The sequence below is a fragment of the Nostoc sp. CmiVER01 genome (assembly GCF_034531135.2).
GTDB lineage: Bacteria > Cyanobacteriota > Cyanobacteriia > Cyanobacteriales > Nostocaceae > Nostoc.
Genome location: NZ_JAVRBU020000003.1, coordinates 1 through 16,680, shown reverse-complemented (window position 1 = coordinate 16,680; position 16,680 = coordinate 1). Strand labels below are relative to the sequence as shown.

The 16,680-nt window shown below is 41.7% G+C and carries 11 protein-coding genes; 5 read left to right on the top strand and 6 right to left on the bottom strand.

All coding sequences use genetic code 11. From position 1 onward, the window contains the following. Positions 1-14: 14 nt before the first annotated feature. From glmM to RMZ43_RS05000, 3 genes are all read right to left on the bottom strand, one after another. Positions 15-1,484 carry a phosphoglucosamine mutase gene (glmM, locus tag RMZ43_RS05010; RefSeq protein ID WP_322655036.1) on the bottom strand — a complete coding sequence of 490 codons (1,470 nt, stop codon included), beginning with the start codon at positions 1,482-1,484 and terminating at the stop codon, positions 15-17. Between the two features lie 365 nt (positions 1,485-1,849). Beyond that, entirely contained in the window at positions 1,850-2,719 is an 870-nt protein-coding gene (locus RMZ43_RS05005; RefSeq protein WP_322655035.1) for a hypothetical protein, read from the bottom strand. Positions 2,720-2,980: 261 nt separating this feature from the next. Continuing rightward, positions 2,981-3,805 carry a PIG-L deacetylase family protein gene (locus RMZ43_RS05000; protein WP_322646399.1) on the bottom strand — a complete coding sequence of 275 codons (825 nt, stop codon included), beginning with the start codon at positions 3,803-3,805 and terminating at the stop codon, positions 2,981-2,983. Positions 3,806-4,579: 774 nt separating this feature from the next. Here RMZ43_RS05000 and RMZ43_RS04995 point away from each other — a divergent pair. Next, the gene (locus RMZ43_RS04995; RefSeq protein ID WP_322655034.1) at positions 4,580-5,296 is read left to right on the top strand and encodes a heme oxygenase (biliverdin-producing); all 717 of its coding nucleotides are present in this window, start codon (positions 4,580-4,582) and stop codon (positions 5,294-5,296) included. Positions 5,297-5,507: 211 nt separating this feature from the next. Here RMZ43_RS04995 and RMZ43_RS04990 read toward each other — a convergent pair whose 3' ends face one another. Then, entirely contained in the window at positions 5,508-7,100 is a 1,593-nt protein-coding gene (locus RMZ43_RS04990) for a DUF1565 domain-containing protein (RefSeq protein WP_322655033.1), read from the bottom strand. A 377-nt stretch (positions 7,101-7,477) separates the two neighbouring features. On the opposite strand from RMZ43_RS04990, the gene RMZ43_RS04985 reads away from it, so the two are divergent. Continuing rightward, positions 7,478-8,158, top strand: a complete 681-nt coding sequence (locus tag RMZ43_RS04985; RefSeq protein WP_322655032.1) for an SDR family oxidoreductase — start codon at positions 7,478-7,480, stop codon at positions 8,156-8,158. A gap of 16 nt (positions 8,159-8,174) precedes the next feature. Here the strand turns inward: RMZ43_RS04985 and RMZ43_RS04980 are convergent, their stop codons facing one another. Both RMZ43_RS04980 and RMZ43_RS04975 read right to left on the bottom strand, forming a co-directional pair. Next, complete coding sequence (locus RMZ43_RS04980) at positions 8,175-8,936, bottom strand: Crp/Fnr family transcriptional regulator (RefSeq protein ID WP_322655031.1); 762 nt, start codon at positions 8,934-8,936, stop codon at positions 8,175-8,177. Positions 8,937-9,433: 497 nt separating this feature from the next. After that, entirely contained in the window at positions 9,434-11,815 is a 2,382-nt protein-coding gene (locus RMZ43_RS04975) for a phosphoketolase family protein (RefSeq protein ID WP_322655030.1), read from the bottom strand. Positions 11,816-12,293: 478 nt separating this feature from the next. Between RMZ43_RS04975 and RMZ43_RS04970 the strand changes: the two genes are divergently transcribed. The 3 genes from RMZ43_RS04970 to RMZ43_RS04960 form a co-directional block, all read left to right on the top strand. Beyond that, entirely contained in the window at positions 12,294-13,934 is a 1,641-nt protein-coding gene (locus RMZ43_RS04970; RefSeq protein ID WP_322655029.1) for an AAA-like domain-containing protein, read from the top strand. 65 nt (positions 13,935-13,999) lie between these two features. Beyond that, positions 14,000-14,185, top strand: a complete 186-nt coding sequence (locus RMZ43_RS04965) for a hypothetical protein (RefSeq protein ID WP_322646406.1) — start codon at positions 14,000-14,002, stop codon at positions 14,183-14,185. 140 nt (positions 14,186-14,325) lie between these two features. Further along, positions 14,326-16,680 (top strand): AAA-like domain-containing protein (locus RMZ43_RS04960; RefSeq protein ID WP_428850698.1); only part of this gene is annotated, 2,355 nt, incomplete at its 3' end.

The following is a 16,680-nucleotide window of genomic DNA, read 5'->3' as shown; positions in this document are numbered from 1 at the left end:
AGATAATAGCTAATTTAGTCCATCAAATGTTGTTCAACTTTTGAAACTAATTCATTTGTCCAGTAGTTGGTAAGTTCAGCATTGGCAGCTTCTACCATAACCCTGATTACTGGTTCTGTACCAGAGGCGCGAACCAGAATTCTGCCAGAATCACCCATTGCAGCTTCAGCAAGAGCGATCGCTTCTTGCACAGGTTGACAATCTTGCCATCCTAAACGGCGATCGCGATCGACAACTCGCACGTTTCGCAACAATTGCGGATAGGTTTGGAAGCTTTGATCTACTAATTCGCTAAAGGGAACACCCGCCTCTTTCACCAAAGCTGCTATATGTAATGCTGTTAACAAGCCATCCCCAGTTACGGCATAATGACGGCAAAGAATATGACCTGATTGTTCGCCGCCCAGCATTCCCCCAGTCCGCAACATTTCGGCTTGTACATATTGGTCGCCGACTGCGGTACGAATTAAGTTACCACCAATTTTTTGCCAAGCTTTCTCAAAGCCTAAGTTGGCCATGACTGTAGATACAATCAGGTTGTCTGGCAGTTGTTGGTTTTGTTCTAAGTGGCGTCCCCATAGGTAGAGAATGTAATCGCCGTTAACTTGCCTGCCAGTATTGTCTACTGCTAAGACGCGATCAGCATCACCATCAAAGGCAAAGCCGATGTCGGCGTTGTGTTCTTTTACTGTGGCTGCAAGAATATCCAGATGCGTAGAACCGCAGTTAACATTAATGCGATCGCCATCTGCTTCGTTATGCAAGCAGATTATCTCTGCTCCCATTTCTGTAAATACTGCTGGTGCTAACCCGACTGCTGCTCCCCACGCCAAGTCTAAAACAATCTTCATCCCCTGAAGCTTTGTGGCATGATTCAAGGGTTTTTTCAACGCCTCGCTATAATGCCCCACTAACTCGAAACGGGAGTAATGCCGTCCGCAATTACTGATAGCAATAGGTGATATTTTGCCACGCAGTCCGGCTTCAATTTCTGCCTGCAATATTTGGGGTAACTTCCCACCATCGGCACTAAAAATTTTAATACCATTGTCTTCTGGCGGATTGTGGCTCGCAGAAATCATCACCCCGCCAATGGCATCACTGATGCTGGTGAGATAAGCAATGCAAGGAGTGGGGCATAATCCCAAATACCAAACCTCTAGCCCTGCTGCTGTTAACCCTGCACTCAAAGCCATTGCCAGCATATCGCTGGAATTTCTAGAATCTTGTCCGAGAATGACTGGCCCTACTTGAGTAGCATAGTTACGTAAAACAATCCCTGTCCAAAAACCAACTTGCAATGCTAGAGGCGCACTCAGTAATTCTCCTACTCGTCCCCGAATCCCATCTGTGCCAAATAAGGGATTTGCTGGTAATGAGATTAAATTTAGTTCAAAACTGCTCTCAATCCCTTTCCCCAATCCGTCAATTTCAGAAGCAGAATCCCCCGGAATGCCCGGTGTCCGAGTTATAAATGAAACCATCTGTTTCAATACTCCACACAATCACACTAGAAAATAGCATTTAACACTTGATTTAACAATTTTGACAGAAAACTTTTTCTCAAATCTTGTACCACAAACCCAATGACTGGAATTAGTGGCTAAAACCTTCGCGTAGCGTTCCGTAGGGTAAGTTCCCTTTGAAGTTCTGATCTAAATCTATAAGAAACTGTTATTTTACGGAACTCGCATTTTTCATGCTAGGCGATATGATAGCGATCGCGTTAATGGGATGCTCTCAAAGGTAGTTTTAAAAGAAAATTGAGTTTCTTGCAATTGCGAAGCCAAGAACCTAGATTTTTTGCCTAAAAACCTGATTTTTAAACTTGGATAACAGTGTTCAAATATCAGTTTAACAAAGAAGAGCGAACAATTTTGAACCGCATTTTTCTGTAAAAATGCATAAATGCGTTTCCAAGTTTATCTATAGCTTTGCTCATGAAAGAGCGTTTAGGGTATAAAATATTTTTGTGAGCTTCAAAATACTGAGAAATTTCTTCCCTATTTGATTGACCCTTGCTAATTTTTACTAACTCAATTTTATTATTGAAAAATGATATGCCTTCCATCTCACTCCATCTAACTGCCAGTCCAGCTTTATAAGCAGCTAAACCTATTGCACTCCCTTCACCTTCATAAATTCCATTTAGTTCAAAGTAATTAGCAAGCATATCCCATTGTTGCAAAAATTCAATTTCTTTACCTGCATCTTTAGTGACTGAGAATAAGTACTCGTGAACAAAACTAATATCTTTCCAATTTGTTTCTACATTAAGAACTTTTGTTGCATTTTTAACAACTGTAAATTCTTTCACAAATTTACTACTAGCAGTTCCTGCAAGAACTTTAGTAAATTTTTTTGGCATATCCATACAAGCTCTAGCGCTAATTCCTGGTGTTAGTAGCCATTCCATATCTTCTGGCACTGGTGCTAAGATTCGCATATCTGAGTCAATGAATATACACGAATTAAAAAGTGACAGAGCTTTTGCGATCGCAAATCTTTTATCGTGGTAACACTTAACACCCTGTTGTTCATGCTTAAAGACTAAAACTTGAGAATGGTTACTAAATTCTTCAGGATGATCGGTTAAAATAATAAAGGAAGTGTTAGGGGAATATATTTCTATATCTTTTGCTAGCAAGGAAGCAAGAGCGCTATATTTTTTGCCTAGAGCTAAAGTACAAAAGCAAAAGTTTTTTTCTGATTTAATCATTGGTTTCCTGTTAATTTTAAATAAAGAGATTAGGGACTTTGAAAGTAGGCTTTTTGGACGCAAGCTATTTATTGATGTATTTATTACATCAATAATTTAGCTATGCAGCAATGAATAATTGGCTAAAAACCACACTAAATCTAAGATCTAGTGATTAACAAGAAAGTAGTTGTTCTGAATTTTTCACTAATTTCTCTTTTGCCTTATTCATTCAAACAATGTTAAAAACAATTTCGTTTTCTCCAGTTACAAAGGAGAAAGTTATAGCTTTGGCAATTCTGATTTGAAAAAAACCTCATGAGGTAAAAAGAAGCGCCAGAGAAAACCAGGAGGTAGTACCGCGCTAGATTCAGCATCTATAGGTAAATATTGAGAACGATAGGTTTTGATCGCTTCATTTTTTTTGGATTGCACTGTGTGAATTGATAATCGATAAGCACTTGCCAATTCATCAAACTTGAGATCCCGAAATAATAAAGATTTCCAAAGTAACCAGATGGCATACTCCCACAAATCCACCTTAACTCCAGCTTTAACAATCGCAGTCTTAACAAGTTGATAAGTAATCTCATGATCTCGACTCCGATCTTTTTTGTGAGTTACGTAAACTTCCTGAGGCTGAAATGTATGCAACAATTGCGCCATTTCTTCAATGGTTTGCTGTTGTTCGGCTTCTGTCATCTTGTGTAGTGAGCCATCAGATTTATTAAGAAAGTGAATATCTTTTGAATCAACACCTAGAATGTTTAAAGCTGTCAGTGCTTCTTGTCTACGAATTTGAATAATTTCAGAGCGGCTAATCTTGGAATTACCTTGATGAGAACCCCCTCCATCTGTGACAAAAACAACCTTAATAGGTACACCTTGTTCTCGCTTGAGTGCAATAATTCCACCACAGCCGAGTGCTTCATCATCTTGATGAGGAGCAAACACAACTAGCGATTTATCGCTAACATTTAGTGGTTGACTACCTCGATACAAAAGCCAGTAAAACTGTAGCCGAATCTGAAGTTCTCGCAATCGATAGTTAAACAGCCATAGCTTATTGTGCAAACTAACCTTTAAACGATTTAAAATATTTCTCATATAGGAATCGTATTTGATTTTTGAAATTATTTATGTGGGTGGGGAGTGGGGAGTAGGGAATAAGGAATTAGGTTTTTCGATCTGTACCGAGCTTTTTCATCAATCAAATATTAGTGCTATATTGTTTATGTAATATTTATTGAAATTAACTAGCTCAAAGGTTGAAATTTAGTTTATTGGGTACTTATAGCATAATTAAAACAGGTTATATGTCTGGCATTGAGACTTAATTTTTGCCAATTATTGAGTTAAAAAATGCTCTACAATCCATTATGAATAATGAAAATATAAGCTTTTACCTCAGTTAAGATATTTGTAATATATCACTTGCATATTGTATGCTCCTCAGTATCTCTACTTAAATTGGTATTAAGTTTTAGATGTTTTGTGAAGAACTACTGAAATAATAAAAGTTCGCTAATTTATTATTTAGGCATTCATCTAATTAGAATTAATACGAGGATTAAGAGATGTTTGATTTGGGCATGAAGTTGACTTAATTTAAAAATTAGTGTCTTGTGTTGTTGCTTTCGGAATTTTGGAAACACAAAAGCTGATTTTCTGATTGGGAAATGGTAAAGAAGTAATTTTCATGCGTTCAAAGCAACTATTTGTTGGATCTGTATTGTATAAAAAGATACATTGGCTTTGAAGCTTAAAAAATTTTAATATAAATTCTCATCAAATAGTTTTAAGGTAACGTTTTAATGGCTTTTTTAGCCGTTAGTGAATTAAGACTTCGGTAGTTAACTTTTTAAAGTTGAGAAATTTAGCATGAGCAGCAATTTAGCAACCAAATTACGTGTAGGCACTAAGAAAGCCCACACAATGGCGGAAAATGTAGGTTTTGTCAAGTGCTTTTTAAGAGGAGTAGTCGAGAAAAACTCTTACCGAAAACTTGTTGCTAATTTCTACTTCGTTTACTCAGCGATGGAAGAGGAAATGGAAAAGCATCGCCAGCACCCAATTGTTTCCAAAATTAACTTTTCCCAGCTGAACCGCAAGTATACCTTAGAGCAAGACCTAAGTTATTACTTTGGTGCTAACTGGAGAGAGCAAATCAAGCTATCTCCGGCAGGTGAAGCTTATGTAAAGCGCATCCGGGAAATATCTGCCGCAGAACCAGAACTGTTAATCGCTCATTCATATACTCGTTACTTGGGTGACTTATCCGGGGGACAAATTCTCAAAAATATTGCTGTAACGGCGATGAATTTGTCTGACGGCCAAGGAACAGCCTTTTATGAGTTTCCAGAGATTCCTGATGAGAAGGCATTTAAAGCCAAATATCGTCAAACTTTGGATGAATTACCCCTTGACGATGCTACAACCGATCGCATCGTTGATGAAGCTAACGCCGCCTTTGGCATGAACATGACGATGTTCCAAGAATTGGAAGGCAATTTGATTAAAGCGATTGGAGTAATGCTTTACAACAGCCTCACACGGCGTCGTACACGTGGCAGTACTGAACTCGTCACAGCTGAGTAACTGTGTTGAGATTGCGGAGTATGGTGTGTCGAGTCATATAGATAAGATAACCTGATGAAGAATAATTCATAGGTGTTTTTGGTAAAAGAGCGATTGATGCTCAAATATTTAGGGGCAATAGCCCTATGACTGCTTTTGATTAGTAAAAGCAAGCATGGGGAAATTGCCCCTAAAAAATCATGCAATTTTGCAAAACAAATTATTGTAGCAATTAAGCAACAATATAAGGCGAGTCAATCGCAGCTACACGACCAGCGTCTACCAAGGCTTGGTATACCATCACCGTTACCTCAGCGCGTGTAGCATCGCGGGTAGGATTGAGTTGTTTAAGGTTCGGGTGATTGACGATAATCCCCTTGTTTATAGCTTTTACTACCTCATCCTTGGCATATTCAGGAATCTTTGCTTGATCATCAAAAGTTTTGGTAACGGTTGTACTATCAGCAGATAACCCCAATCCATTCACCAAGGAAACAATTACTTGTACACGCTGGATATTTTTGTTGGGGGCGAAGGTATTGTCAGGAAAACCAGAGAGGAATGAACCTTGATATGCCTGCTGAATTACCTTGGATGCCCAGAAGTCTGCTGGTACGTCTTTGAATTTGATCGCGGTGCGGTTTGGCGGTGGATTGAAAGCTTTTACCAGTAATGCGGCGTATTGCGCCCGTGTCATCGTAGCATCCGGTTTAAATGTGCGATCGGGAAAACCATTAACTATGCCCAATTTGACTAATTCCCGAATAAAGCCACCTGCCCAATGATTTTTAATATCGGTTAATTCTATAGTGGGCGTGGGAGTTGGTGTCGGAGTGGGAGTAGGTGTTGGAATGGGAATGGGAGTAGGTGTTGGCGTTGGAGTGGGTGTCGGTGTTGGAGTGGGAATGGGGGTGGGAGTGGGAATGAGAGTAGGTGTTGGTGTGGATGTCGCAACCGAACTATCTGCAAACTCTACGTTTCCTGTGACTTTAGACGCATCTATTTTATTTCCCACAGAAACCAGCTTGTTAGAACTGGCATTTTGCAAATTAAATTTACCGTTATTGCGTAGAGTATTGCCTCCTAAGTTATTGGTACTACCGATATCCGGTAGGGCAGTTCCGATTACTGTGATACCATCGTCAGTGTTATTTTCGCAGACATTGTTACGCAATATAGGACGAGCGCTGCCAGAGATGACAATTCCAGAACGGTTTTCGTAAACTTTGTTATCTCGAAGGGTGGGTGATGCAGTATCGCTAATGGCAATGCCAAAACCTGTTTTTAAGCAGGTATTATCTTGAATTTGACCTTTGGAATTTTTAGCGATCGCAATTCCATTAGCTGCATTCTCACTGAACACATTACCTAGAATAACTGGATTAGCCTCACCTGTAGTAAATACTCCCTCCCGCTTACAGTTAGTAAAGGTGCTATTAGCAACAATAGGGGCAGTTGATTCAATCCAGACACCAGTACCACGACTTGCTAAATTTGTTACAGTTACTCCCCGCACTTCAGCTTTATCCAGTAGCACAAATGTGACATTCTGAGCAGCAAAAGTACGGCTCAAATAGCTACCACTCCCTTCAATCAAAATACCATTGCCTTTATTGGTTTCATTACCCACCACAGTCACCCCAGATGAAACCGTTAGCGGAAAGACTTCACCGCTAGCAGCATTGTAATTACCATTTGCTAGTTGAATTTTGGTGTTATCTGTAGATACCTTAAGAGCTTGCGTAATAGTTTTGAATGGGGCTTGTTGGCTACCAACGTTGGTGTCGCTACCTGATACTGGATTTACATAAAAAGCCTGAGCCATATTTATACTTCCAAAAAATACATAGCTATCTTAGCGCTAACCATGAAAGTGGATAGCGTTTGATGCATTAAGTAACTTTAAGTACTTCTCTGTGCAAAGTTAAATAATTATACAAATGCTTTTAGGTTTCACTAGTACTCGACTAGCCCAAAATTGCTAATTTCAACAAGTTGTCTTAGCAAAGTGTTAGAAGCAGCGATCGCACTTTCTTCTTGTTGACGTGTGGCTGCAATTTGCATAATGATACTGGCAGTAGGGTTAAGAGAAGACGCAAAGCCGGGTTGTGCATTTGTTATCGATTTACAATATGCAGGGCATTCGATAAAAATAGCTACCCACGAAAAGTTTGCTAATGATATGTTTAATAGCAGAAAAATATGACTAAACTCATCTTAATTACAGGCATAAGCAAAGGTCTAGGTTATGCGATGACCGAGCGTTTTATTCAAGAGGGACATACCGTTATTGGTTGCGCTCGTTCATCAGATGCTATCGATAAAATACATCAGAAGTTTAGTGCGCCCAACTATTTCACATCTGTAGACGTGGCAAATGAACAGCTTGTAAAAAAATGGGCACTAGATGTATTGAACAAATATGAACCGCCAGATATAGTGATTAATAATGCGGCAATTACTAATTACCCAGCACCTTTGTGGGAAATACCATCCGAAGAATTTTCTGATCTAATAGATATCAATATCAAAGGAGTAGTGAATATAATTCGCCATTTTGTACCAGCAATGGTGAAAAATAAACGGGGTATTATTGTTAACTTTAGTTCTGGCTGGGGACGTTCTACTTCAGCCCAAGTTGCACCATACTGTGCTTCCAAGTGGGCAATAGAAGGATTAACTCGTTCTTTGGCACAAGAATTGCCGACTGGTATGGCAGCTATACCCCTCAATCCAGGGATTATTCATACAGATATGCTCTCTATTAGTTTTGGAGAAGAAGCTGCTAATTATACACCCGTGTCTGATTGGGTATTGAAAGCTGTGCCATTTATTCTCAAGTTGAAACCCAAAGATAACGGGATTCCGTTGACTATACATTAACGTGAGTTCGACAAGTCTATTGACCTCTCTCCCAGCCTCCATTTTCGAGAGCAGACTGGCTCGGTAAACCAAGCAATCGAGCGTATTCCTCTTTAATCATCAAATAACATTCGCAAGATGTATCTTCCAACCCCGATCGATTCAGGATGGCGATCGCTCCTCGCTTGTAGCTAATCATTCCGGCTCGGCTGAGTCTACCTGCTACCTCTGTAACACTAGTACGACGACAGCCCAGCATTTTAGCAATATATTCCTGAGTTAGCACGAATGTATCTGATTGTACACGGTCAGCGATGAAGAGCAAACAACGAGCCAGGCGTCGTTCTATAGTGTGGAGGCTGTTGCAGGCGAGTGTTTGTGTAACTTGAGTGAACAGCCCATGAGTATAACGCAACAGCAAACTTTGAAGCTCTCCACCTCGGTTAAACTCGGCTTGGAGGAACTCTGTCTTCATCATCATAGAACTGCCTGTAATCTGCACAAACGCAGTTGTATTTGTAATGTTACTGCCCCAAATTACAGGAACACCTACCATGCCATCATTGCTCACCATGCCAGCTTCGACAGTCGAGCCATTTTTCTGGATACAAATCAAAGAAACCATTGACTGATAGGGAAAATAGACGTGTGTTATTGGTTCATTGGCTTTGTAGAGGACTTGCTTAACTGAAAGCTCGACTCGCTCTAGAAAGGGAACTAGGTGTTGATACTCAGCTTCTGAAAGAGCAGCAAGAATCTGATTTTCTATTGGTAGATGAGGTTGGTTAGATACTGACATGGAGAACCTACAAGTGCAATTGTTCTTTTAAAAGCAACTAATGGCAGCTTGAGATAAGCCAGTAACTAGTCCCAGTATGTCAAAAGATGGTTTTATATCCAGAAGTTGTAAACTTCACAATTTAGAACGCTAGATTAAATCGTACTTTTAAGAAAATTGTAATTTAATACCAATTTCTTACAGTAATTCCTAAAAAAGGGAGAAGCAGGGAGAAAAGTTTCCCCTTTGCCTCTATATCCTCATTCCCTTTTAACAAGTGGTGGGGGTTTAAGTCCCCTGTCTCTACAGACAGGAGGTTTTGTATCGGGGTCTAAATTCCCGTCACAAACCCGTCACAAAATGTAATTGCGTTAGCGTAGCGGGGCGAAACCCATTGCGTTAGCGCAGCGTTAGCGAGTCTTGCCTACGGCACGCCAAGGGCGAACGAGCGTCATTGCTCTCTTCGTAGCGGGGCGTTCGCTTTTAGCGTCTCGCAGAGAAGCCCATTGCGAATTGTTTTAATAGGGCCACTTCCAATCACGAATTTCAGGCATATCGTCGCCGTACTTCTCAATGTAATGTTTGTGTTCGATCAGCTTATCTTGCAACTGCTGTTTAACATAAGCTGCTCTATATCCTAGTTTTGGTACGCGATCGATTACATCCATCACTAGATGGAAGCGATCTAGCTCGTTAAGCACAACCATATCAAAGGGAGTAGTGGTGGTTCCTTCTTCTTTGTAGCCACGCACATGTAACTGATCGTGATTGGTGTGGCGATAGGTTAAGCGATGAATCAGCCAGGGATAGCCATGAAAGGCAAAGATAATGTGTTTATCGGTGGTGAAAATCGTGTCAAAGTCTTTTTCGCTCAAACCGTGGGGATGTTCGCTTTTTGGCTGTAGTGTCATTAAATCGACTACGTTTACCACCCGCACCTTTAACTCAGGGAAGTGCTGGCGCAGAATGTCCACAGCCGCTAAAGTTTCTAAGGTGGGAATATCCCCAGCACAAGCCATTACTACATCTGGTTCACCGTCTTGGTCGTTACTTGCCCATTCCCAAATGCCGATGCCTTTGGTGCAGTGCTTGATAGCAGCATCCATATTTAGGTATTGCAATGCTGGTTGCTTTCCGGCAACGATAACGTTGATATAGTTACGGCTTCTGAGACAGTGATCGGTTACTGATAGCAAAGTGTTGGCATCGGGTGGCAAATACACGCGAACGATTTCTGCTTTTTTATTAACTACATGGTCAATAAAACCGGGGTCTTGGTGCGAGAAACCGTTATGGTCTTGCCGCCAAACGTGGGAGGTGAGGAGGTAATTGAGGGAAGCAATCGGTTTACGCCAAGGAATATGTCTGGTAGTTTTCAGCCATTTGGCGTGCTGATTGAACATCGAGTCAATGATGTGGATAAATGCCTCGTAGCAAGAGAAAAACCCGTGGCGTCCTGTGAGGAGGTAGCCTTCTAACCATCCTTGACAATTAGTTTCGCTGAGAATTTCCATTACCCGACCATCGGGGGAAAGGTGGTCATCTTCTGGGAGAATCTGGGCTGCCCAATCCCGGTCTGTGACTTCTAGCACAGCGCCTAAGCGATTTGATACCGTTTCATCGGGCCCAACGATGCGGAAATTGCGGCTTTCTTGGTTAAGTTGCATGATATCCCGCAGGAATTTTCCGGCAACTTGGGTAGCTTCAGCGATCGCTTGCCCTGGTTTGAGAACATCTACAGCATACTTTTGAAAGTCGGGCATCTTCAGGTCGCATAGCAAAAGACCGCCGTTAGCGTGGGGATTGTCACCCATGCGTCGATGACCTTTGGGAGCCAATTCTGCTAGTTCGGGAATCAGTGTGCCGTTAGCGTCAAAGAGTTCTTCTGGTTTGTAACTCTTCATCCAATCTTCTAGGAGTTTCAGATGTTCTGGCTGTTTGGCTATGTTCCCAAAGGGAACTTGGTGCGATCGCCAAAAACCTTCTGTCTTTTTGCCATCAACTTCCTTTGGCCCTGTCCAACCTTTGGGGGTTTTTAAGACAATCATTGGCCATTGGGGGCGTTTGGTGAAACCGTGTACGCGGGCTTCTCTTTGGATACTTTGAATTTCAGCGATCGTTATATCTAGAGTCGCCGCCATCTGCTGGTGGACATCTGCGGGATCGTCACCTTCGACAAAGTAGGGCTTGTAGCCGTAGCCTACAAATAAGCTTTCTAATTCCTCATGGGTGATGCGTGCCAGTACTGTTGGGTTAGCAATTTTATACCCATTCAAGTGGAGGATTGGCAATACAGCCCCATCATGCACGGGGTTTAGAAACTTATTGGAATGCCAGCTAGTTGCTAAAGCACCTGTTTCAGCTTCACCGTCACCCACAACAGCAGCAACAATTAAATCAGGGTTATCAAAGGCAGCGCCGAAAGCGTGGACGAGGGCATAACCTAGTTCTCCCCCTTCATGGATGGAACCAGGGGTTTCCGGTGCAACGTGGCTAGGAATCCCACCAGGGAAAGAGAACTGTTTGAAGAGTTTCTGGATTCCTTCAGCATCCTGGGAGATGTTGTGATAATACTTAGTGTAAGTGCCTTCTAGGTAGGTGTTGGCTACCAGTCCAGGGCCTCCATGACCAGGGCCAGCAATATAGATCGTGTTTAGGTCATATTTTTTAATGACCCGATTTAGGTGAGCATAGATCAGGTTCAGCCCTGGTGTTGTTCCCCAGTGACCCAAGAGCCTGGGTTTGACGTGTTCCAGTTTTAGTGGTTCTCTCAGTAGCGGATTGTCGAGTAGATATATCTGCCCAACCGAAAGATAGTTTGCTGCACGCCAGTAGGCGTTTATCTTACGTAATTCTTCTTCTGTTAAAGGCTTTGTTTGTGGAGTTGTTGCTAATGTCATTATCGACACTCCATTAAAGAAGGTTTTTGGCGTATCATCCAGTCAGCAATTATACTTTTTTTCAAAATAATTACCATCTCTCTATGATGAGTTCTTCCAGCCTTTGTGATTAAATTCCTTGCTTATGGGCAACAATGGAGAGCAATGTCTAGAACGGGCAAAGCTTACCTACTAATTGATACTATTACTTAAGAATTTTTTCATTATAATTGCTTAGTTATGAAGTATACTAAAATGTTATTTTTAGCATTAATAAATAATTAGGATAAAGGGTTACTAATTTTCGGATTAATCGCTGCATATCAATCACAAATACTTTATAAGAAAGTGCCACTGACTCTTGCGTTAAACCGCCTTCACCGGAAGGTATAAATATCAAAGGCTCATTTACGGTAATGCGCTATCAGTAATTGTCTAGTTATCTGCTGTAGTAAACTACATCTAAGCCAGAAGCCTGCATTCAATAGTTGATAGCGCTGTGAAAAAAATCCTGATTGTGTCAGCTAATCCCGCAACGACAGACAAACTCCGCTTGGACGAAGAAGTAAGGGAAATTCAGGAAGGGTTGCAACGCTCTCGCAGCCGAGATAAGTTTGAACTGATTACTAAATGGGCAGTGCGGCCTGACGATTTGCGGCGTGCGCTTTTAGATCACGATCCTCATATTATCCATTTTTCTGGACATGGTAGAGGAAATCAAGGTTTAGCCTTAGAAAATAATACAGGGCAAATGCAGCTGGTGAGTACGGAGTCACTGGCAAGGCTATTTAAGTTATTTAAGGACAAAGTTGAGTGTGTATTATTAAATGCCTGTTATAGCGAGGTGCAGGCTGAAGCAATTTATCAACACATTAATTACGTGGTTGGGATGAATCGGGCAGTTGGGGACAGGGCGGCAATTAAATTTGCGGTAGGCTTTTATGATGCACTAGGCGCTGATAGGTCTTATGAGGATGCTTATGAGTTTGGCTGTAGCGCTATTGATTTAGAAAGTATTCCAGAGTCTTCTACCCCAGTGCTGAAAAGTCGGAATAATTCTAAAGGTGCTATCTCTGCTAACGGAGCTATTCCAGATACCGAGATAAAACCAACAGTCACCTTAGAAAATCCGGAAGGGCAGGTAGCTCTAAACTCTGCTTTTTATGTGGAGCGATCGCCTATTGAGGTAGACTGTTATGAAGCAATTCTTCAACCAGGGGCCTTAGTTCGCATCAAAGCTCCCCGGCAGATGGGCAAAACTTCGCTCATGTCGCGGGTTCTTCATCATGCTAATCAACATGGCTATCAGACTGCACCTGTAAATTTCCAGTCAGCCGATGCAGAATTTCTCGCTAATTTAGATCAGTTTTTGCAGTGGTTTTGTGCCAGCATTACCTACGAACTGAATCTACCCGATAAATTAGATGAGTATTGGAAGGGTGTTTTAGGTAGCAAGAATAAATGTACAAATTATTTTCAACGGTATTTATTACCTGCCATTAATAGCCCCGTAGCTTTGGGTTTGGATGAAGTCGATGAAGTCTTCAAGCATCCTATAATTGCGGCTGATTTTTTTGGATTGCTACGAGCTTGGCATGAACGGTCAAAGAATGAGACAGTTTGGAAAAATCTCCGATTGGTAATTGTGCATTCTAAGGAAGTTTATATTCCACTCAATATAAATCAGTCGCCTTTTAATGTCGGCTTACCCATTGAGTTGCCAGACTTAAATCAAATACAAGTACAAGACTTGGTACAGCGTCACGGACTCAATTGGACTGAATCACAAACTGAAGAATTAATGACACTGGTGGGTGGTCATCCTTATTTAGTGCGGGTGGCACTTTATGAAATTGCCCGTGGTAGGATGACGCTGGAAAATCTACAAAAAGTCGCGGCAACCGAGGAAGGGCCTTACAGTGACCATCTGCGCCGCCATTGGCTGAATTTGCAAGAGGATGCAGAATTGCTAGCTGCGGTCAAACAAGTGATGATAGCAAATCACCCCGTGGATGTAGGCACAACTGAAGCGTTTAAACTCCGCAGTATGGGGTTAGTTAAATTTCAAGGCAATGAAGTGGTGCCACTGTGTAAATTGTATCGTCAATATTTTGGGCATCGCTTAGGGTTGAAAAATTAAGAAAGTACATTAGGAGTGCAATAAGACTTTTATCTGCAATTACCATTTAACAAAAAGGTTTAACAATGGTTCAAGTTATTCAAGGAAAAGATATCACCCTAGCCCAACTCATAGATCAATTTGGGCTACAACGTGCAGACAACGAACAGTTTTTTTCAGAGTGGCAACAAGATTTACCTGATCGTGGGGATGACCTAGATACTGTGGTAAAAGTGTTAAAGCGTCTAGCTGATTTAATTCGTAATTCGTAATTCGTAATTCGTAATTTTGTAGGGTATGTTAGCTAAGGACATAACTTACCATCTCAATACTATCTGTGCTAATGCACCCTACCAAACTAGCTGTATTTCATAATTTTGAATTTTGAATTTTGAATTCGGAGCGAAGCGACGTGACCCAGTACCAGTATCAAGTCGGTGGTAGTCTGCCTCAAAATGCACCAACTTATGTTAGACGGCAAGCTGACCATGACCTCTATGAAAGCTTGAAGGCTGGGGATTTTTGTTATGTACTCAATTCCCGGCAAATGGGGAAATCTAGCTTGCGGGTGCAGGTAATGCACCAGTTGCAAACAGAGGGATTTGCTTGTGCTGTTGTTGATATTACAGCTATTGGGACGGCAGATATTACCCCAGAAGAGTGGTATGCCGGGGTGATTGATACTCTCGTGGGAAGTTTTAATATTTATACAACTTTTGATTTAGATACTTGGTGGGCTGATAACGCTTTGCTTTCACCAGTACAGCATTTGAGCAAGTTTATTGAAACAATATTACTAAAAACAATTACTGAAAAGATTGTTATTTTTATTGATGAAATTGACAGCATTCTAAGTCTTTCATTCAACTTAGATGACTTTTTTGCAGTTATCCGCGATTGCTACAACCGACGAGCAGACCATCCTGAATATAATCGCATCACTTTTGCTTTGATTGGCGTGTCTACACCTTCAGATTTGATTCAAGATAAACGCCGGACACCTTTTAATATTGGACAGGCAATAGATTTAACTGGCTTTCAACTCCAAGAGGCGCAACCCTTGGCGCGGGGTTTGGCAGCAACGGGAAATCCTCAAGAGGCAATGGCGGCGGTGCTGGCTTGGACGGGGGGACAGCCATTTTTGACGCAGAAAGTTTGTAAGTTGTTAATTGAGGAATCCCCCGTAGAGACGCGATTTATCGCGTCTTCTAGAGACGAGGAGAAATCCCAAATTGAGGGGTTAGTAGCAGGGATCGTAAGAAGGCGGATTATTGAGAATTGGGAAGGACAAGATGAGCCGGAGCATTTAAAGACGATTCGAGACAGAATCATGCGGAGTGGAGAACAGAGGACTGGGCGATTGTTGGGGTTGTATCAGCAGATTTTGCAGCAGGGAGAGATAACAACCGATGATAGTCCTGAACAAACGGAACTGCGGCTGACGGGTTTGGTGGTGAAGCGGGAGGGGAAGCTGCGAATTTATAACCGGATTTATGCAGAGGTGTTTAAAGAGGAATGGTGCGACAAGATTTTAGCAAACTTGCGCCCTTACTCCGATACATTTAATGCCTGGGTTGAGTCGCAACGTCAAGATGAGTCGCGTTTGTTGCGGGGACAGACTTTGCAAGATGCCCAAGAATGGGCAGTAGGTAAAAGTTTAAGTGACTTGGATTATCAGTTTTTAGCTGCTAGCCAAGAGTTGGAAAAGCGTGATGTGCAGAAAAGGCTGGAAGCAGAGGAACAGGCAAAGCAAGTTTTAGCAGAAGCGAACCACAAAGCTAATCAACGTATTCGTATTGGTTCTTTAGTGTTAGGGCTGACTGTGTTGGGGGCAGTTGCATCATTAATATTTGCTGAATATCAATTGGGACAAGCACGAACAGCAAAGGCACAAACAGATAATGCCCAAACGGAACTAGAAAAAGCAAAAACAGAAACCGCAGCAACTAGGCAAGATAATCAGCGAATATCGGCAGACAATAAAAAAATATCACGCGACAATCAAAGGATATCAGAACAGGCAACACAGGTAAAACGGAATCTTAGTAATGCCACCTCAAAACTGAATGCTGCAAATGTCGAAGTGAATCAGGCACAGCAAAACCTGAAACTAGCTCAAAACAAAATGGCAGCAGCTAGCGCAAAGGCTAGTCAAGCTGAAGTACAGGCAAACCAAGCAAGTCAACAACGACAAGAGGCACAACAGCAGCGTCAAAAAGCTGTTGCACATTTAAATCGAGCAAGGCAAGAACAAAAGCAGGCACAAATTGCTCTGAATGCGGCAGTCGATGCCAGAAAAGTTGCTTTAACGGCTACGCAATTGGAACAAGGCGTAACAAATACGTTGCAACTGTTCGAGGCTTCCAGGGAATTTGATGCTCTGCTATTAGCAATGAAGACGGCAGTAACATTAAAAAGTCTGGTCAAGGATAAACAATCTTTAGCAGACTATCCAGCATACAGCCCTTTGTTTAGTTTACAGAGAATTCTATCTAGTACTAATATTCGTGAACAAAATCGCCTCGAAGGGCATAGCGAAGAGGTCTACAGCGTCGTCTTCAGCCCGGATGGCAAAACTTTAGCTTCCGCCAGCCGTGACAACACGATCAAATTGTGGAATCTCGATACGGGCAAAGAAATTTCCACTCTCACAGGGCATAGCGATTATGTCAACAGCGTCGTCTTCAGCCCGGATGGCAAAACTTTAGCTTCCGCCAGTGATGACAACACGATCAAATTGTGGAATCTCGACACGGGCAAAGAAATT